Below are 15397 nucleotides of genomic sequence, written 5' to 3'. Positions count from 1 at the left end.
TGGTTCATCGAGAATGACTTGGGTATAAATCGTTATGATTGGATTGCTGGCTTCATGATTCGAATCATAACGATGACATTGTTTGTCTTTACAAATTACCTGATGCAAATGAATATTCCAAAAGCTGAACTTTAAGCTCATTGCTCAGTGTTACTTCTGAAGTGAACTTAATACCAATCATCCACCCTTTATGCAGTTTTTTGATATTGGCTATGGAACAAGGGTGCTCTGCCTCAAGGTATTCATCAAGCGGTGATGAAATAGATACTACATCGCCCACCTCAAACTCAGGCTCCACAAGGCTAGTAAACCCACATCCTGAAATTGAAAAATCGACCAACGTTCCCTCATACACGTCATTTTCATGTTTCAGCGTACAGTCTAGCTCTATTTTATAGCGCTCATGTTCTCTAACAGGCTTTGAAACAAAAGACGCTGGAATTCTTAAAAAGAGAAGAGGAGATGGCCTTTGTTGTACAAATAACGCCGTCGTCTTGAAAGCAATAACATGCCCTAAATCGGTTTTTGAAATACCTCGAATTACTACATCAATATTGTCGAGTTTTCGTAGTGCTTGCTCTTCAATAAGTCGAATCGGGACATCCAAGAGTAAAAAAGCACCTTCTTTTAAGCCGATGAAGGTTGCTGGGTAGGTGTACTTCTCAATTGGCCCAAATTCTAATGTGACGGAGAGTTTGATTCCACCTATTAGGAACTTGTTCAGGTCTTCCTTAGTGTGAGTCGATGGCATAATTATGGCTGTTTTGTCTTTGATAAATAAAGATTACTTAAAGCTTGGTTCTTTTCAAGCGCAACACTATCAGTGATGCGCTTTGTATTGTGGTCAAATCTCATTTTGTGCAAGATATCACGGATGGTTGGCTTACTAAGGCGCTCGTTTTGAGCTTGAAAATTGCGGTGGCCGATAAGTATCTTGGTGGTGTTTTTTCATCAAGACATTGCTCGCGACAATACTACCGATAGTGACAAATGCTAATGCACTTATGGTCACTATATCTGGCTTTTCTGATAGCAAAGGTATGGCAAGTAGAGTGGCTAAAGCCGGAGTTAGTGAACCTAAAGCAGCGCTAGCTTCCGCCCCAATTTTTTTAACGGCATAGAGAAAAGTGAATGAAGCAACGAGCCCGGCACCGATGCCCTGCAACATCAGTTGCCACATTACGTCGCGCCAAGGCCATTGCGTCATAGGGGTTTTCATCAAGTAACTTTCTAGCCACCCGCAGGTAATTGCCAAGCTTAATAGAACGAGAGAAGAAATAGAGACAAATCCAGCGCAGGCATAAGCGTTAAGGTTACTGACTCTAGCGCTAATTGTAAAAATGGCCCACATAAGGCTACCTAGCAAGAACAGGGTATGGCCCTTGAGTTGCTGCCAGTTGTACTCGTCGCCAATGTTAGACATCAAAAAAAGTATCACTCCGAATAAAACTGCGCAGAGCCCTAGAACGCGATGATTGGATAATGGTTGCTTATAAAACAAGACCGCGATTGCAGAGACAAACATGGGTAGAGTACCCGGAATTAGTGCGCTTCCGTGTGAAACGGGTGCAAACTGCATTGCTGTTCCTGCAACTATTAGGTAAGGCAGCCCACTACCAATAATAAGACCGGCTTTATATCGCTTTGGTACGGCGCTGATCGAAGGTAAATGCTTCACAACAAATGGTATGAGGATCAGGCTAGGAATAATGAATCTAGTGATGGCGATATCTGCAGGCTCAAGCTGTGAATGTACGCCAAATTTCAAAGAGATGAAAAAACTAGCCCAGACAAGGAGCGTTGCAAACATAGCGCAATAACCAAACAACATGGTAGAAATCCGTTAATGTAAATGAATTGTAATTATTACGTGTGTTGAGGGACGAATGGTGGCAAACTTGAGCGTGTTTTAAATATTGGTTGGTTATTTTTGCTAATGTTTGACGCGTTTTTGGTGTATATCGTCAAGGAGGGCTCTTTGGATAGGATCGATAAAAAGCTGTTGTCACTGGTACAGCAAGATGCGCGGCTAACCACGGGAGAGCTGGCTGATATGGTTGGGCTTTCGGCATCACCTTGTGCAAGGCGGCTGAAGCGCCTCGAGCAACAAGGGTATATTAGCGGCTATTATGCGATGCTTGAGCGAGAAAAAGTGGGCATTGCGATGACTGTTTTTGTAGAAGTTAGCTTAAATAACCATCAGGCGCATTCGATAGACGAATTTGAGGTAGCGATACTTTCAATGCAAGAGGTAATATCTTGTCACGTAGTCTCTGGTGCTTATGACTATTTGTTAGAGGTCGTCAGTCAAGATTTAAAAAACTACGAAGTATTTACTCGAAAACTTCAGCGGTTAGAGAATGTAAAAGATATTCATACACATCTTGCCATCCGCCAAGTAAAGGGGAGTGGGGAATTACCTATCTTTCTCTAAGCTCTGCCATTTGATAAAACATCATAGCCTTTTGCCCTCGGAACGACTGACCAGGAACTAGTGTGAAATTTTTAGATAAACTTAGGATCTCTCATTACCATCATAAACGTGAGAAGCAGTTTGATGGTGAGTACTCTCAGATTTTGGGGTGGCAGGATTTAAATAGTCAGATATCTAGATTTGAAGCATTATGTGGTGACTTTTGCTTCCGCGACCGCTCCATTTTAGATGTTGGATGTGGATACGGTGATTTACTCGCATACTTGGAATCTACAGAGCGCTTTCCTAGAGCTTATACTGGCGTTGATTTGAAGCGAAGTTTTGTGTCTGCGGCTAAGAAGAGGGAGTTTTTAACAAAATCTACCTTCTTAAAAGGGGACTTCAGCAAGATGATCCTCAGAAAATATGATTTTGTGTTTGCCTCGGGCTCGTTGAACTATCAAACGAGTAATGCGAATCACACCGTAGAGATGATCAGTAAAATGTATGATTTAGCGAATGTTGCGTGTGTTTTCAATTTGCTCGATCAAGAGAAACTGCCTGCGATGAGGCTATTGGCATCACATAATAAAGAGGGCGTACTTCGGTATTGTAGACTCTTATGTCCGGAGAGTTATTTGATAGAGGGGTATTCTGATCATGATTTTACAGTGGTTATGATCAAAAAAGCGGAGTCAGTTTCCTAACTCCGCCTAAGAACTTTTAAGCCTTATTGGTTCTTATATTGTGATATCTCACAATCACCAGTCATTCTGTCTACCTTGAATGAAAATGCAGCTGAATGGTATTCCCTACCGTCACTCCAAATTGTTTCTCCAAAGATTTTACACAAGTCCAAATCATTGATTGAACCGAATTGTTTAACGTGCCTAACTACTGACAAAAACTTGGCTTTAGTAGCATTAGGACAATCCATGTTACTCAAACGATTGATAATCATATGGTTTGCATTATCTCCAGCCAAATATGACTTTTTATTTAATTTTGTTAATGGATAAAGTACCCAAAAAGTGGACGTAAGTAAAGCATTATTGTGACGTGTGTCGCTAATTTTAGGTCTGGTTGGTTGAATTCTGACCGTAAATTGGAAGGGGAGTAAAATACCGTTAATAGATTCAATTGGATGGGTTTTGTACACGTAATAAGGTAGCAACTTCTCTGTCGTACTGCGCTTTGAGCGCATCAAATTGAGTTGTCAGTTGGTTGATTTGTGAACCTAGCTCTAACGCTTGCGTGTGATACCAATCAGCTACGATCTGGTTTACTTGGTATTGCTCTTGTTGGCATCCCAATGCGATTTTCTGCCAGTTGTTAGCGTTACTATCTAAAACGCCAGACAGCTTTCGAACGAGGTTAGCGTTTTCTTTGACTTTATTGACAAAAAGCCGAGCGGCATTCAGTTGATTTTCTAATAAGGCTTTCTTACTTTCTGACTGCCATAACAGCGAAATATCTGGCTCTGAGAAGGTTTGCGTTAATAACCGGCGCTGCTTGTGTTCATTTAGAAGTTGGTTGTAGGTGGTTGCGTGTCGATTGTAGGTAGACTCTAATCTATTGAATTGGGTAAGATTATTATTCCATGAATTTTCATTACATTGAGGCTGTTCTTTCGCTAATAGAGCAAAAGAACAACACGTTATTGATGATATGACTAACCATTGTGAAAAAAGTGAATGCATAATGAGCTACTTCGCAATAGGCGCTCCTTCCATTATAGGATGCATCTTTAATGTCGCTCATTAGCCAAAACATTACAGGGAAAGAACATGAAGAAAATCATAATTGCTGTGTTCATTTTGCTTCTATTAGGCGGCGCAGGCGCGGGCTATTATTTCTTTTTCATGCAGAGTGATGAGCCGGAAGCTACTGTTGCTGAGCCTGTACCTGTTACCACTGAGAGCACTGAGGCACCTAAGCCTATAATGGACTTAGAAGCCAAACCTAAGGAAATAACGGAATACTACGTTATTGAAAGAAAGATCAGTGTTTATAACGAACCAAGTGAAGATGGCTTAATCGTTGACTCTCTATACAAGGGAGAAAAGCTCTCCGTTCTCGAAAAGAAAGATGGCTGGTTCAGAATTTCTGCTTACATTGTTTATCATGAAGGCGGTGAAGAAACCGCAGAGTGGGTAGATTCTCAAGGGCTTTCAGATGCCGCCCCTGTCATTAAAGAGCAAGAGCGTCTTGAGATTCTGGACAGCTACCTAGGTAAATCCGATGACTTGAAAGAACATCGAAAAGTATTTCGCAGCACAACTCAGAGGCTACTAAAAGATGGTACTTGCAAGCCAGAAGACTTTGAGGAATTAGGTGGATGGGTACGTTCGGTGACTTACAAGACACGTAATGTTTACTTCATATATTGTGGTGGGATAGAGCAAGAGAACAAAATCTATCTTGATGTCGATAACGGCGATATTTTCTATCGATGAGCCATTCCCAGAGTATTGATTCTAGCTTAATTATGAATTTAGAATTTTTTAGTTGTTAACTATACACGATGAGAATATTATTCAAGGGTCGGACTGGTTGAGTTCGACTCTTTTATTTTAAGTGAGCAGTTATGCCTTGGTATTTCATTAGACACCTCTTTTTGTTGCTTTGTGCAATGGCGTTTGTGCCTGCATATGCAGCAATTTTTGATACAGAGGTTTCAGTACCAAGCCACGTTAAAATCAAAGTAAAACCTGTAGTCTCCAATCAAGTTAACCAACCTGTTGATTTTAAAGAGCTGACAGAAGAAGAGCCTGTTCAATCTCCAGTATCTGAAGGGCATGTCAGCCAAGACTCCTACGCTATTTTTAACTATCAACGATTTACGTCGCATCTAAGAGAAAATATCGATGATGAACATGTTGATAGTGTTTCCGATTTAACCTCGCCATTTTACGCCGATGCAGGCTACGCTTATGGACTGCACACTACAGTATGGCGTCAAAATCGCTCTACGTTTAACCACTTCGTTAGCGATCATCGCCTTTCCGGCTGGAAAGAAACCAATGCGATGTACGTAGCGCTCAATAGTCAGTTTTCTGCATAAACACCATCACTCTGCACATTTTGTGCATTCTTAACACGACGACTTTTCTACAGAGCAAATAGAAGCTCTGGGTATTCTATACCTGCATTTTTCAGGTAAGCGTTTGTCGTGTCTTGAATCTAATTAATTGAAACTTCACTGCAAAGTGAAGGGATGATGTTTACATGAAGAAAACACCCGGAACACAAAAAAACAGAAAAGTGCTGAATCATTACTCAGCATGGAAATATGTTGTACTCGTTACGACCATCATTATCTTAACGCTAAGTGCAATCCCAACTTGGTTTGGTGAGCAACCTTCTATTCAGGTGACGTTTGCTGATCAAAACAACAGCGCGATGTCGTTGGTTCAATTAGACCAACTATTGAAAACGCATCATATTCCCGCCTCAAAGATTATCGAGAAAGACGGAAAAACCACTATCGTGTTTGATGGTGAAGATGCTCAAAGTAAAGCGCGTGCATTACTAAATGAGCAACTAGACCAAGACGACAGTATCACGTTCTCATACGTATCTGTTGCGCCAGAGTGGCTTAATGAAATGGGCTTTAGCCCAATTAAACTAGGTCTCGACCTTCGTGGTGGTGTTCAGTTTTTGCTTAATGTCGATGTGAATAAAGCGTTCGAAGAGCAGCGAGATGCACTTATCGATGAAATCAAAGCTAACCTTCGTGAGCAGCGTATTCGTGGTGTTCAAGTTCGTTCAGAGGCGCATAATCACATCGCCGTAAACAGCGAAAATGAAGAAGGCTTGAAAGCGGCAAGTCAGTTCATTCGTCAAAACTACCCTGGTTGGACAATGACCAGCTCTGACCGCGGCTTCGAACTTCAACCAAGCGAACAAAACATCCAAGAGTTCCAAACCACGACACTTCAACAAAACTTGAAGATCATGCGTGGACGTATCGAAGAGCTAGGTATTACTGAAGCATTGGTTCAGCGCCAAGGTAAAGAGAGCATCCGTATTGAGCTACCAGGCGTTCAAGACCCTGCACAAGCTAAAAACGTTATTGGTGCAACGGCAAGTCTTGCCTTCTATGAAGTAAAAGATGCGAGCCAAGCGCGCACTAGCCAAGATTTGGTTCTTAAAGATAACGATGGTCGTACCGTTATTTTGCAAAAGCGTCCGGTTCTTACTGGTGAGCATATTGTGAACGCTCGCGCGGGTGTCGATCAGATGGGTATGTCAGAAGTGAACATCTCTCTCGATCACGCTGGTGGTAAGAAGATGAGCGACTTCTCTGCAACTCACATTGGTAAGCCAATGGCAACGGTCTACCGCGAGTACAAAACAAACGAACGCGGCATGACAGAGCGTAGTGAACGCGTAATCAGTGTTGCAACCATCCAATCTCAGCTTGGTAGCCAATTCCGTATCACAGGTGCTGGCAGCATGGATGAAGCACAACAGCTTGCGCTACTTCTGCGTGCTGGCTCGCTTACTGCGCCAGTGACTATTGTTGAAGAACGCACTATCGGAGCATCGCTTGGTGCAGAAAACATTCAAAATGGTTTCGCAGCACTAGCGCTAGGTATGGGCTTAACCCTCCTATTTATGGCGCTTTGGTATCGTCGTTTAGGCTGGGTTGCAAACGTAGCATTGTGCGCAAATATGCTTTGCTTGCTTGGTCTTATCGCGTTGCTTCCAGGTGCGGTACTGACTCTACCAGGTATTGCAGGTTTAGTTCTTACGGTTGGTATGGCCGTTGATACCAACGTGATTATTTTTGAACGTATTAAGGACAAAATGCGTGAAGGCCGTAGTTTCGCGCAAGCGATCGACTTAGGCTTTGACAGTGCATTTGCGACAATCCTCGATGCCAACATCACCACCATGATCACAGCAGTGATTCTATACGCGATAGGTAACGGTCCAATTCAGGGCTTTGCCTTAACACTAGGCTTGGGTCTGATGACCAGTATGTTTACAGGCGTATTTGCTTCTCGTGCAATGATCAATTTAATTTGGGGCCGCGATGGCCGTCGTGATGTGAGGGTTTAATCATGGTCGAAATGCTAAAACAAAATATTCGCAAGATTCGTTATTTCACTACTGCTGTGTCAGCGGTACTAACAATCATTGCTCTGGTAGCTCTTGGTATGAAAGGGCTTAATCTCGGTCTCGACTTCACTGGCGGTATGGTTACTGAAGTTAAGGTTGATAAACAACTGACTAACCACGATTTACTTAATGCTCTTCAACCAAAACTTGGCGAATCAACATCGGTTACGCGTTCTGGTGAAGACGGTCGTTGGGTAATTCGTTACTCTGCGCCGGCTGAAGGTCAAACACTACCAAGTGTTGCAGACGTTCTTAAACCAATCTCGCATCAAGTTGATGTGGTGAGCAACAGCATCGTTGGTGCTCAAGTGGGCCAAGATCTGTTCGACCAAGGTGGCCTAGCACTGCTGATTTCGGTACTAACCATTCTTGGCTACCTGTGTTTCCGCTTTGAATGGCGTTTGGCGAGTGGTTCGTTATTTGCTCTAGCACACGATGTGATCTTGGTACTTGGCTTCTTTGCTATTACACAAATGGAGTTTAACTTAACGGTATTCGCGGCGATTCTGGCGATTCTTGGTTATTCGCTGAATGACTCGATCATCATTGCAGACCGTATTCGTGAGCTTCTTGTCGCGAAACAAAGTTGGAAGACTGAGAAGATCAATGATGAAGCGGTATTAGCGACGTTCTCTCGTACAATGGTGACATCAGGCACAACGCTGATAACCGTTGGTGCACTATGGATTATGGGCGGCTCTGCGCTTGCTGGCTTCTCGACAGCAATGTTTATTGGCGTACTTTCTGGTACGTGGTCATCAATCTCGATTGGTACGGTGCTTCCTGAATGGTTGAAGCTAGAACCAAAACACTACCTACCAGTAGAGATCGACACTGCACCATAATGCTTGGTGTGTAATACCAACCAGAAAAGATATTTGGGCAATGTGACCATCTACTTACCCTGATTGGTATAGGTAAAAGTGCTTGCGCCACTCAATTTGAGTGGCGCTTTTTTATCTGGACAAGCGAGAAACGAGAGGCGTTATTTCACACGCATCAGTCGATGCTTGACTGAGCCCAAATCAAACTCAATAACTTGGGAACGCTTCATTGATTCTACTTTGGTGAGCATCGAATCTTTGTAGCCTTTCTTTTTCATCCACTGTAACGACTCAGAGAAGCTGTCCTCATTGACCACATAAGACTCTCCTTTATGTTCACCAGCGTAGACGTTAACTACCCACACACGGGCTTGGAAATCCAATACCTCACCTATGGTCTGTTTGAGCTTATTTAAAATGTTCTTCATCACTGGCCGCTCGTTTCTAACTCATTAATAGCCAAATACCCACCCCCATCATTAAAGTTCCTGCGATGCGATTCATTAACCGAACGTTTTTTGTTTGTCCAAGCAGACGCTTCAAGCCTTTACCACCAGTTGCGTAGAGTGACATGCAAATGAACTCGAACATAAGAATAATAGAAACCAACACGACGAGTTGAGGGGTAAGAGCAGCACTTTGGTCAATAAAAGGAGGGAGGAGAGAAATCATAAACGCCCAACCTTTTGGGTTTGCGATTGCTGTTACGAAACCTTGTAAGACTAGATCCCAGTTACCACTGATAGGGATATCGGAGTTGTCAACGTTGATAGCGAGCTTTCCACGTGAGCGCCACATTTCTATACCAAGATAGAGGAGGTAACCGCCGCCTATAAATTTGAGTGCGGTAAATAGCCACGGGTAGTTAAGCATAATAGCCGCAATACCAAGTACAGCAGACACCGAAACCAGCGCAACACCAACCAGCTCACCTACCATCATCCATAGAGTGCGTCGATATCCAATACTCATTCCTAGTGTTAAGGCGAGAGTCATGCACATTCCGGGCGTAATTGATACGAAGAAAAAAGTAGGGATGAACATGGTTAACAAAGCGGTATTCATAGTAACTGATAGTTTTGTAAGTCAATAGTAAGCTATCAAAGATAGTGCAAAAGGGTGATAGATGCCACCAATAATCAACATTGGTCACATTGATATAGAGTTATTATTCAATTATTTAATCGAACTTAAGGCGTGACTAAATGCGTGCGACATAATAGTGCAAACTTGCACTAAATAGTGACATTTATAAATAATTCCTTACTAGTGGAATAAAATGAGAAAGATTTCTTTTTGTCATTTTTATATTTATTTAATTATCCTGATGACCATTTGGAAAGGTACTTATTAATAAATAAATCTCTCAGTAAAAATCTAGGGAATTGATATATTTAATATTAGTTTTTATACCTGAGTGAAGTATTAATTCTATGATTTAATTGCGAATAATCACTTTTAGAAAGAATGATGATCTTACGCTCCTTGTAAATGAAACATACATAAAAATGTATGTAACATATTGAATATATTATGTTTTTCAAAATTGAGAATGTTCTATTATTGTTGTTTTGTTCTTCAAAAACAATGACTTGACGTGATTTAACGTTTCCATAACATTTCACTGCGATTGAGATCTAAATCAATCTTATGCAAACAAATAAGTTTTTTATTTGAAATGTAACATTTCTAAGTTAAGTTTAAATAAAAGGCAGTAGAGGACTTACTGTCGAAAGAATAAATAAACACGTCAGTTGGCGAATCATTTCGCCAGTGTATTAGTTTGCTTTTTAAATGCCGTTAAGAATGGAGTCTTCAATGAAGAAAGTCGCTTTGATCACTGGATCAAAAGGCGGAATTGGTTCTGCTATTTCCTCTCAATTAGTAAATGATGGTTACCGTGTTATCGCAACATATTTCACCGGTAAATATGAATGTGCTTTAGAGTGGTTTAATGAAAAAGGGTTTACGAAAGAGCAAGTTCGCCTTTTTGAGTTAGATGTTACTGATACAGCTCAGTGCGCTGAAAAATTAGCCATTTTACTTGAGGAAGAGGGGACAATAGATGTCGTGATCAACAATGCAGGTATCACACGCGATGGTGTGTTTAAAAAGATGTCTGCACAAGCTTGGAACGACGTAATTAACACTAACCTAAACAGCTTGTTCAATGTTACGCAGCCACTCTTCGCAGCAATGTGCGAAAAAGGTGGTGGTCGCATCATTAATATCTCCTCTGTTAATGGTCTTAAAGGTCAGTTTGGACAAGCAAACTACTCTGCGGCAAAGGCTGGCATGATCGGTTTCTCTAAAGCATTGGCGTACGAAGGTGCTCGCTCGGGTGTGACAGTCAATGTCATCGCTCCGGGATACACCGGTACACCAATGGTTGAGCAAATGAAGCCGGAAGTGCTGGATTCTATTACTAGCCAAATCCCAATGAAGCGTTTAGCAACGCCAGAAGAAATTGCAGCATCAGTGAGCTTCTTAGTAAGTGACGCAGGCGCGTATATCACCGGCGAGACCTTGTCGGTGAACGGCGGCTTATACATGAACTAAGGAGTATGATGATGGAAAAAGTATTTATCGTTGCAGCGAAACGCACACCTATCGGTGCGTTTGGCGGAAGCTTAAAAAACACATCAGCAGGCGATCTAGCTGCGGTGGCAATCAAAGGTGCTCTTGAGGCTGCTTCACTTTCTCCCGATAAGGTCGATGAAGTGATAGTGGGTAATGTGGTTTCGGCTGGCCAAGGCATGGGCGTTGGTCGCCAAGCGGCATTGTTTGCCGGTATTCCTGATTCAGTACCAGCTTATGGCGTAAACATGGTTTGTGGCAGTGGTATGAAAACCGTCATGGATGGCGTTTCTCATATTCGCAGCGGCGATGCAGAGGTAGTCGTGGCAGCAGGTGTTGAGGTGATGTCACAGATTCCATTCATCGTGCCGAGCAATGTGCGTGACGGCAACAAGATGGGGCATATGGAACTGAAAGATCTCCTTATCGCAGATGGCTTAACGGATGTTTACAACCAATACCACATGGGTGTGACAGCAGAAAATGTAGCTAAGGAAGTGGGCTTATCTCGCCAACAGCAAGATGAGTATGCATTAGCAAGTCAACAAAAAGCGGTGGCAGCGATTGAAGCAGGCAAATTCAAAGATGAAATTGTTCCTGTCGAAGTAAAACAACGTCGTGAAACGGTCATGTTCGATACGGATGAATATCCAAAAGCGAATGCAACACTAGAAGGATTGAGCAAGTTGCGTCCAGCGTTTGACCGAGAAGGAACGGTGACTGCAGGTAACGCTTCGGGCATTAACGACGGTGCAAGTGCCATCATCTTGGCTTCGGAAAGTGCCGTTCAAGCAAACGGTTTGACTCCGATTGCAGAGGTAGTGAGCTACGCTCAATCAGGGTTAGATCCTCAAATCATGGGCCTTGGCCCAGTGGAATCAGTCAATAAAGCGTTGCAAAAAGCTGAACTGAAAACCAGCGATATCGATGTTTATGAATTAAATGAAGCCTTTGCGGCACAAGCGCTAGGTGTAATTCATAAATTGGCAGAAACCAATCAAGTACCCGTGAGCTCAATTCAAGATAAAGCCAACTTCAATGGTGGTGCAATCGCATTGGGTCACCCACTTGGTGCTTCAGGTAACCGTATTCTGGTTACGCTAGTACACGAACTTCACAAACAAGACGGTCAGTACGGGGTTGCCTCACTTTGTGTGGGCGGCGGTATGGGCACGGCTGTGGTTGTAAAAGCAGTTAAGTAGTTATTTAAACGGACATTTTTAATTCTTTCTCTAGGAGATAAACCATGTACACTGATTTCTTTAAAACTTTTAGCGATCAAACTGAAAAGAATCTAGAACCATACTTGAAGTTCAATAAGCTAGTGACAAAGAACGTAGAAGTTCTTACTGAGCTTCAATTGAACGCAATCCGCACTTACAGCGAAGTTGGCCTAAACCAAATGAAAGCGGCGTCAGAAATCAAAGATGTGACTTCTCTAACAGCGTTCAACAGCCAGCAACTTACCGTTCTTACTAAGCTTTCTCAGCAAATGATGGACGACAGCAACAAGCTGCAAGCTATTGCCAAAGAATTCAAAGAAGACGTTGAGCAAATGACTTCGGAAAACCTAAAGACTGTTACTCCTGCGTAATACGTCCGCTTGCGCCGCCCGATTTTTAGGGCGGCGTTGTTTTTTCCGAATATAGGAGTAAGACTATGTTTCAACACTTCTTTTCGGACTATCTTGTAAAGCTTCAGGAAACCAATCAACAGTGGTGGCATGATTTCGAAGTGAACAAGGCAGTCGTGAATTCTCCTTTGAATAAGGCCATGCAAGAAGTGAACTTTGAGGATACTGCTAAACTGTTCGAACAAGCGGCGAACCAGCCGGCTGCAATATTACAGTTGCAGGCTGAGTGGTGGGAACAGCAGCTTAAAATTTGGCAGAATGTGGCTCTAGCAGGCAATCAAACACAGATTATTGAAGCAGAGAAGGGCGATAAGCGTTTCTCAAATGATGCTTGGCAACAAGAAGCGATGTATAGCTTCATCAAACAATCATATTTGTTATTTAGCAAAACCTACCTAGATACACTTGATTCAATCGAAGGGCTAGACGAGAAAACCAAAGAGCGAATTACTTTCTTCTCTCGTCAAGCTATCAACGCACTCTCTCCTTCAAACTTCATCGCGACCAACCCCGAGCTGCTAAAACTCACTCTTGAACAAAACGGTGAGAACCTACTGACGGGGTTAGAGAAGTTAAAAGAAGATGTCGAGTCGAGCGCGGATATTCTCAAAGTACGCATGACCAACAACAATGCGTTTCGTGTGGGTGATGACGTTGCAACGACAGCGGGCGATGTGGTTTTCCAAAACGAACTATTTGAGTTGATTCAGTACCGTCCTTTGACAGAAAAAGTGAATGCGACACCTCTTCTGATCGTTCCGCCTTTCATCAATAAATACTACATCCTCGATCTAACGGCTAAGAACTCGATGGTTCGTTGGTTATTAGAGCAAGGTCACAGCGTATTTATGATGTCGTGGCGAAACCCAGGTAAAGAGCAGGCTCACGTTGAGTTTGGCGATTACGTAACGGAAGGCGTTGCTAAAGCTGTGACTGCAATTGAAGACATCACAGGTCAAGAGCAAATCAACGCTGCGGGTTACTGTATCGGTGGTACGGTTCTGGCGAGCACCGTGGCGTATTACGCTGCTAAGCGCATGAAGAAGCGTATCAAGTCTGCGAGCTTCTTTACGACGTTACTCGATTTTTCTCAACCAGGAGAAGTCGGCGCGTACATTAACGACACGATTATTAGTGCCATTGAAACACAGAATAACGCCAAAGGTTATATGGATGGTCGCTCGCTAAGTGTGACGTTCAGTTTACTACGTGAAAACAGTTTGTACTGGAACTATTACGTCGATAATTACTTGAAAGGTAATAGCCCGGTTGATTTTGACCTGCTCTACTGGAACAGCGACAGTACAAACGTGAGTGCTGCGTCCCACAACTTCTTACTGCGTGAACTTTATCTAGAGAATAAGCTAGTACAAGACAAAGGCGTCAAGATTGGAGGAGTGTGGATTGATCTGAACAAGATTAAGATCCCAAGCTATTTTGTGTCGACCAAAGAAGACCATATCGCGTTGTGGCAGGGTACATATCGCGGCGCACTAAATACAGGTGGCAACAAGACCTTTGTTTTGGGTGAATCAGGTCACATTGCTGGTATCGTCAATCACCCTGCAAAAAACAAATACGGCTATTGGCTAAACGACAATCTTGATGACTCGGCAGACGAGTGGTTTAACAACGCGAATCATCAAGAGGGTTCTTGGTGGACGCATTGGCATGACTGGTTGATGCAATTTAACCCGAAAGAGCAAGTCGAACCATTCCCGGTCGGCTCTGAGCAGAATTCTGTAATTGATGAAGCCCCCGGTCAATACGTTAAACAAGTATTGCCTATCAAAGAGTCCTAGACTGCTCCTTATAGCAGTTGCATTTGGCGACCTACACGGGTCGCCTTTTTTGTTTCTGGCGTATCTTAGGGTGCCTAGGAGGTTTAGTGGGGAATGAAGTAGTGAAGTACGGAAGCCTGAGCCGTGGTAATGAGAATTTGAGTCGGTGGGAGGTTGAAAGCAAAACTTCTTAGAGCATTGTCAGCGCTCTTGAATTCTCGGAACCACAAAGAAAAAACGCCAAGCAAATGCTTGGCGTTTTCCGTCAACAAAATAGGCAAAAATGTCGACTGGTTTGAGGCGGTTTAGACCTCTTTATCCTTACCTAGTGAGAGTAGCCATAGAGAGATTGCTGCTACTCCGACAAAGCCGGAAAGAATAATGACTGGCATTGCGCTGTATCCAAGGAAATGCCAGATAAAGGATTCAAGATTACTCATATTCTGTATTTCTCCTTATTGCCAGCCTTCAACGCCATGCATGTCAGGCAGTTTGTGTGCGATACCTTTGTGACAATCTACACAAGTTTTGTCGCCTGACGCCAACGCGGTAGAGTGTTGAGCGGAGGCACGTTTACCTTGCTGAGAGTAGTCCATGTAATCAAACTGGTGACAGTTACGACATTCCAACGAGTCGTTTTTCTTCATACGCGCCCACTCACGTTCAGCTAAGTGTTCACGACGAGCTTGGAATTTCTCCGGTGTATCGATCGTCTTCGTTACGAAGTGTGCAAACAACTCTTTAGATGCTTGAACTTTACGAACGATTTTATCGGTCCATTCGTGTGGTACGTGACAATCAGAACAGATTGCACGAACACCAGAGCGGTTCGAGTAGTGAATCGTTTCTTGAATTTCAGCAACGATAGGAGCGTGACAGCCAGAACAGAATTCTTCTGTATTGGTCGCTTCCATACCCGTGTTGAATGCGCCCCAAAACAGAAGACCACCAGCGAAGCCTAGGAATAAAACTACACCGGCGGCAGCTTTACTCGGGCTCGACAGTCTCTTCCAAAACGCTTTAAGTATTTTCATAAGTAACC

General features: G+C 43.0%; 17 protein-coding genes. 10 read left to right on the top strand and 7 right to left on the bottom strand.

All coding sequences use genetic code 11. From position 1 onward, the window contains the following. Window positions 1–88: 88 nt before the first annotated feature. The gene (locus tag BSZ04_RS01765) at window positions 89–751 is read right to left on the bottom strand and encodes a PilZ domain-containing protein (RefSeq protein ID WP_045391311.1); all 663 of its coding nucleotides are present in this window, start codon (window positions 749–751) and stop codon (window positions 89–91) included. 135 nt (window positions 752–886) lie between these two features. Continuing rightward, entirely contained in the window at window positions 887–1831 is a 945-nt protein-coding gene (locus BSZ04_RS01760; protein WP_088879332.1) for a DMT family transporter, read from the bottom strand. Window positions 1832–1978: 147 nt separating this feature from the next. Between BSZ04_RS01760 and BSZ04_RS01755 the strand changes: the two genes are divergently transcribed. Next, on the top strand, window positions 1979–2434 hold the full coding sequence (locus BSZ04_RS01755) for an Lrp/AsnC family transcriptional regulator (RefSeq protein WP_029561069.1): 456 nt from the start codon (window positions 1979–1981) through the stop codon (window positions 2432–2434). A gap of 62 nt (window positions 2435–2496) precedes the next feature. Further along, window positions 2497–3120, top strand: a complete 624-nt coding sequence (locus BSZ04_RS01750; RefSeq protein WP_088879331.1) for a class I SAM-dependent methyltransferase — start codon at window positions 2497–2499, stop codon at window positions 3118–3120. A 429-nt stretch (window positions 3121–3549) separates the two neighbouring features. On the opposite strand, the gene BSZ04_RS01740 is transcribed toward BSZ04_RS01750, so the two are convergent. Beyond that, entirely contained in the window at window positions 3550–4113 is a 564-nt protein-coding gene (locus BSZ04_RS01740; protein WP_088879330.1) for an ATPase, read from the bottom strand. Window positions 4114–4200: 87 nt separating this feature from the next. Between BSZ04_RS01740 and BSZ04_RS01735 the strand changes: the two genes are divergently transcribed. From BSZ04_RS01735 to secF, 4 genes are all read left to right on the top strand, one after another. Beyond that, on the top strand, window positions 4201–4869 hold the full coding sequence (locus BSZ04_RS01735) for an SH3 domain-containing protein (RefSeq protein WP_010451302.1): 669 nt from the start codon (window positions 4201–4203) through the stop codon (window positions 4867–4869). 131 nt (window positions 4870–5000) lie between these two features. Further along, window positions 5001–5477: a hypothetical protein gene (locus BSZ04_RS01730; RefSeq protein WP_088879329.1), complete on the top strand. Its 477-nt coding sequence runs from the start codon at window positions 5001–5003 to the stop codon at window positions 5475–5477. A 164-nt stretch (window positions 5478–5641) separates the two neighbouring features. After that, on the top strand, window positions 5642–7480 hold the full coding sequence (gene secD / locus BSZ04_RS01725) for a protein translocase subunit SecD (RefSeq protein ID WP_010451304.1): 1839 nt from the start codon (window positions 5642–5644) through the stop codon (window positions 7478–7480). A 2-nt stretch (window positions 7481–7482) separates the two neighbouring features. Beyond that, window positions 7483–8385, top strand: a complete 903-nt coding sequence (gene secF, locus BSZ04_RS01720; protein WP_010451305.1) for a protein translocase subunit SecF — start codon at window positions 7483–7485, stop codon at window positions 8383–8385. A 140-nt stretch (window positions 8386–8525) separates the two neighbouring features. On the opposite strand, the gene BSZ04_RS01715 is transcribed toward secF, so the two are convergent. Together BSZ04_RS01715 and BSZ04_RS01710 are read right to left on the bottom strand one after the other, a co-directional pair. Next, window positions 8526–8792 (bottom strand): hypothetical protein, encoded by a 267-nt coding sequence (locus tag BSZ04_RS01715; RefSeq protein ID WP_088879328.1) that lies wholly within the window; start codon window positions 8790–8792, stop codon window positions 8526–8528. Between the two features lie 16 nt (window positions 8793–8808). Next, window positions 8809–9429, bottom strand: a complete 621-nt coding sequence (locus tag BSZ04_RS01710; protein ID WP_033009389.1) for a LysE family translocator — start codon at window positions 9427–9429, stop codon at window positions 8809–8811. A 753-nt stretch (window positions 9430–10182) separates the two neighbouring features. Here BSZ04_RS01710 and BSZ04_RS01705 point away from each other — a divergent pair. The 4 genes from BSZ04_RS01705 (at window position 10183) to phaC (ending at window position 14376) form a co-directional block, all read left to right on the top strand. Then, the gene (locus tag BSZ04_RS01705; protein ID WP_088879327.1) at window positions 10183–10923 is read left to right on the top strand and encodes an SDR family oxidoreductase; all 741 of its coding nucleotides are present in this window, start codon (window positions 10183–10185) and stop codon (window positions 10921–10923) included. An 11-nt stretch (window positions 10924–10934) separates the two neighbouring features. Continuing rightward, window positions 10935–12143, top strand: coding sequence for an acetyl-CoA C-acetyltransferase (locus BSZ04_RS01700; RefSeq protein WP_088879326.1), 1209 nt, complete (start codon window positions 10935–10937; stop codon window positions 12141–12143). 44 nt (window positions 12144–12187) lie between these two features. After that, entirely contained in the window at window positions 12188–12535 is a 348-nt protein-coding gene (locus BSZ04_RS01695; RefSeq protein ID WP_005433494.1) for a phasin family protein, read from the top strand. Window positions 12536–12600: 65 nt separating this feature from the next. After that, a complete protein-coding gene (gene phaC / locus BSZ04_RS01690) occupies window positions 12601–14376 on the top strand; it encodes a class I poly(R)-hydroxyalkanoic acid synthase (protein ID WP_088879325.1) in 1776 nt (591 codons plus the stop codon). A gap of 284 nt (window positions 14377–14660) precedes the next feature. Here phaC and BSZ04_RS01685 read toward each other — a convergent pair whose 3' ends face one another. Together BSZ04_RS01685 and BSZ04_RS01680 are read right to left on the bottom strand one after the other, a co-directional pair. Further along, window positions 14661–14795 (bottom strand): TIGR02808 family protein, encoded by a 135-nt coding sequence (locus BSZ04_RS01685; RefSeq protein WP_005433365.1) that lies wholly within the window; start codon window positions 14793–14795, stop codon window positions 14661–14663. A 15-nt stretch (window positions 14796–14810) separates the two neighbouring features. Next, on the bottom strand, window positions 14811–15389 hold the full coding sequence (locus BSZ04_RS01680; protein WP_005433285.1) for a NapC/NirT family cytochrome c: 579 nt from the start codon (window positions 15387–15389) through the stop codon (window positions 14811–14813). Between the last annotated feature and the right edge of the window lie 8 nt (window positions 15390–15397).

The sequence above is a fragment of the Vibrio rotiferianus genome, assembly GCF_002214395.1.
Taxonomy (GTDB): Bacteria; Pseudomonadota; Gammaproteobacteria; order Enterobacterales; family Vibrionaceae; genus Vibrio; species Vibrio rotiferianus.
Note: the sequence above shows the minus strand (reverse complement) of the source record. Positions and strands in the feature narration are given on the sequence as shown.

Excerpts from the sequence above, each read along its gene's own strand:
- BSZ04_RS01765 (WP_045391311.1), bottom strand. The coding sequence starts at position 751 with ATGCCATCGACTCACACTAAGGAAGACCTGAACAAGTTCCTAATAGGT.
- BSZ04_RS01760 (WP_088879332.1), bottom strand. The coding sequence starts at position 1,831 with ATGTTGTTTGGTTATTGCGCTATGTTTGCAACGCTCCTTGTCTGGGCT.
- BSZ04_RS01740 (WP_088879330.1), bottom strand. The coding sequence starts at position 4,113 with ATGCATTCACTTTTTTCACAATGGTTAGTCATATCATCAATAACGTGT.
- BSZ04_RS01735 (WP_010451302.1), top strand. The coding sequence starts at position 4,201 with ATGAAGAAAATCATAATTGCTGTGTTCATTTTGCTTCTATTAGGCGGC.
- BSZ04_RS01730 (WP_088879329.1), top strand. The coding sequence starts at position 5,001 with ATGCCTTGGTATTTCATTAGACACCTCTTTTTGTTGCTTTGTGCAATG.
- secD (WP_010451304.1), top strand. The coding sequence starts at position 5,642 with ATGAAGAAAACACCCGGAACACAAAAAAACAGAAAAGTGCTGAATCAT.
- secF (WP_010451305.1), top strand. The coding sequence starts at position 7,483 with ATGGTCGAAATGCTAAAACAAAATATTCGCAAGATTCGTTATTTCACT.
- BSZ04_RS01715 (WP_088879328.1), bottom strand. The coding sequence starts at position 8,792 with ATGAAGAACATTTTAAATAAGCTCAAACAGACCATAGGTGAGGTATTG.
- BSZ04_RS01710 (WP_033009389.1), bottom strand. The coding sequence starts at position 9,429 with ATGAATACCGCTTTGTTAACCATGTTCATCCCTACTTTTTTCTTCGTA.
- BSZ04_RS01705 (WP_088879327.1), top strand. The coding sequence starts at position 10,183 with ATGAAGAAAGTCGCTTTGATCACTGGATCAAAAGGCGGAATTGGTTCT.
- BSZ04_RS01700 (WP_088879326.1), top strand. The coding sequence starts at position 10,935 with ATGGAAAAAGTATTTATCGTTGCAGCGAAACGCACACCTATCGGTGCG.
- BSZ04_RS01695 (WP_005433494.1), top strand. The coding sequence starts at position 12,188 with ATGTACACTGATTTCTTTAAAACTTTTAGCGATCAAACTGAAAAGAAT.
- phaC (WP_088879325.1), top strand. The coding sequence starts at position 12,601 with ATGTTTCAACACTTCTTTTCGGACTATCTTGTAAAGCTTCAGGAAACC.
- BSZ04_RS01685 (WP_005433365.1), bottom strand. The coding sequence starts at position 14,795 with ATGAGTAATCTTGAATCCTTTATCTGGCATTTCCTTGGATACAGCGCA.
- BSZ04_RS01680 (WP_005433285.1), bottom strand. The coding sequence starts at position 15,389 with ATGAAAATACTTAAAGCGTTTTGGAAGAGACTGTCGAGCCCGAGTAAA.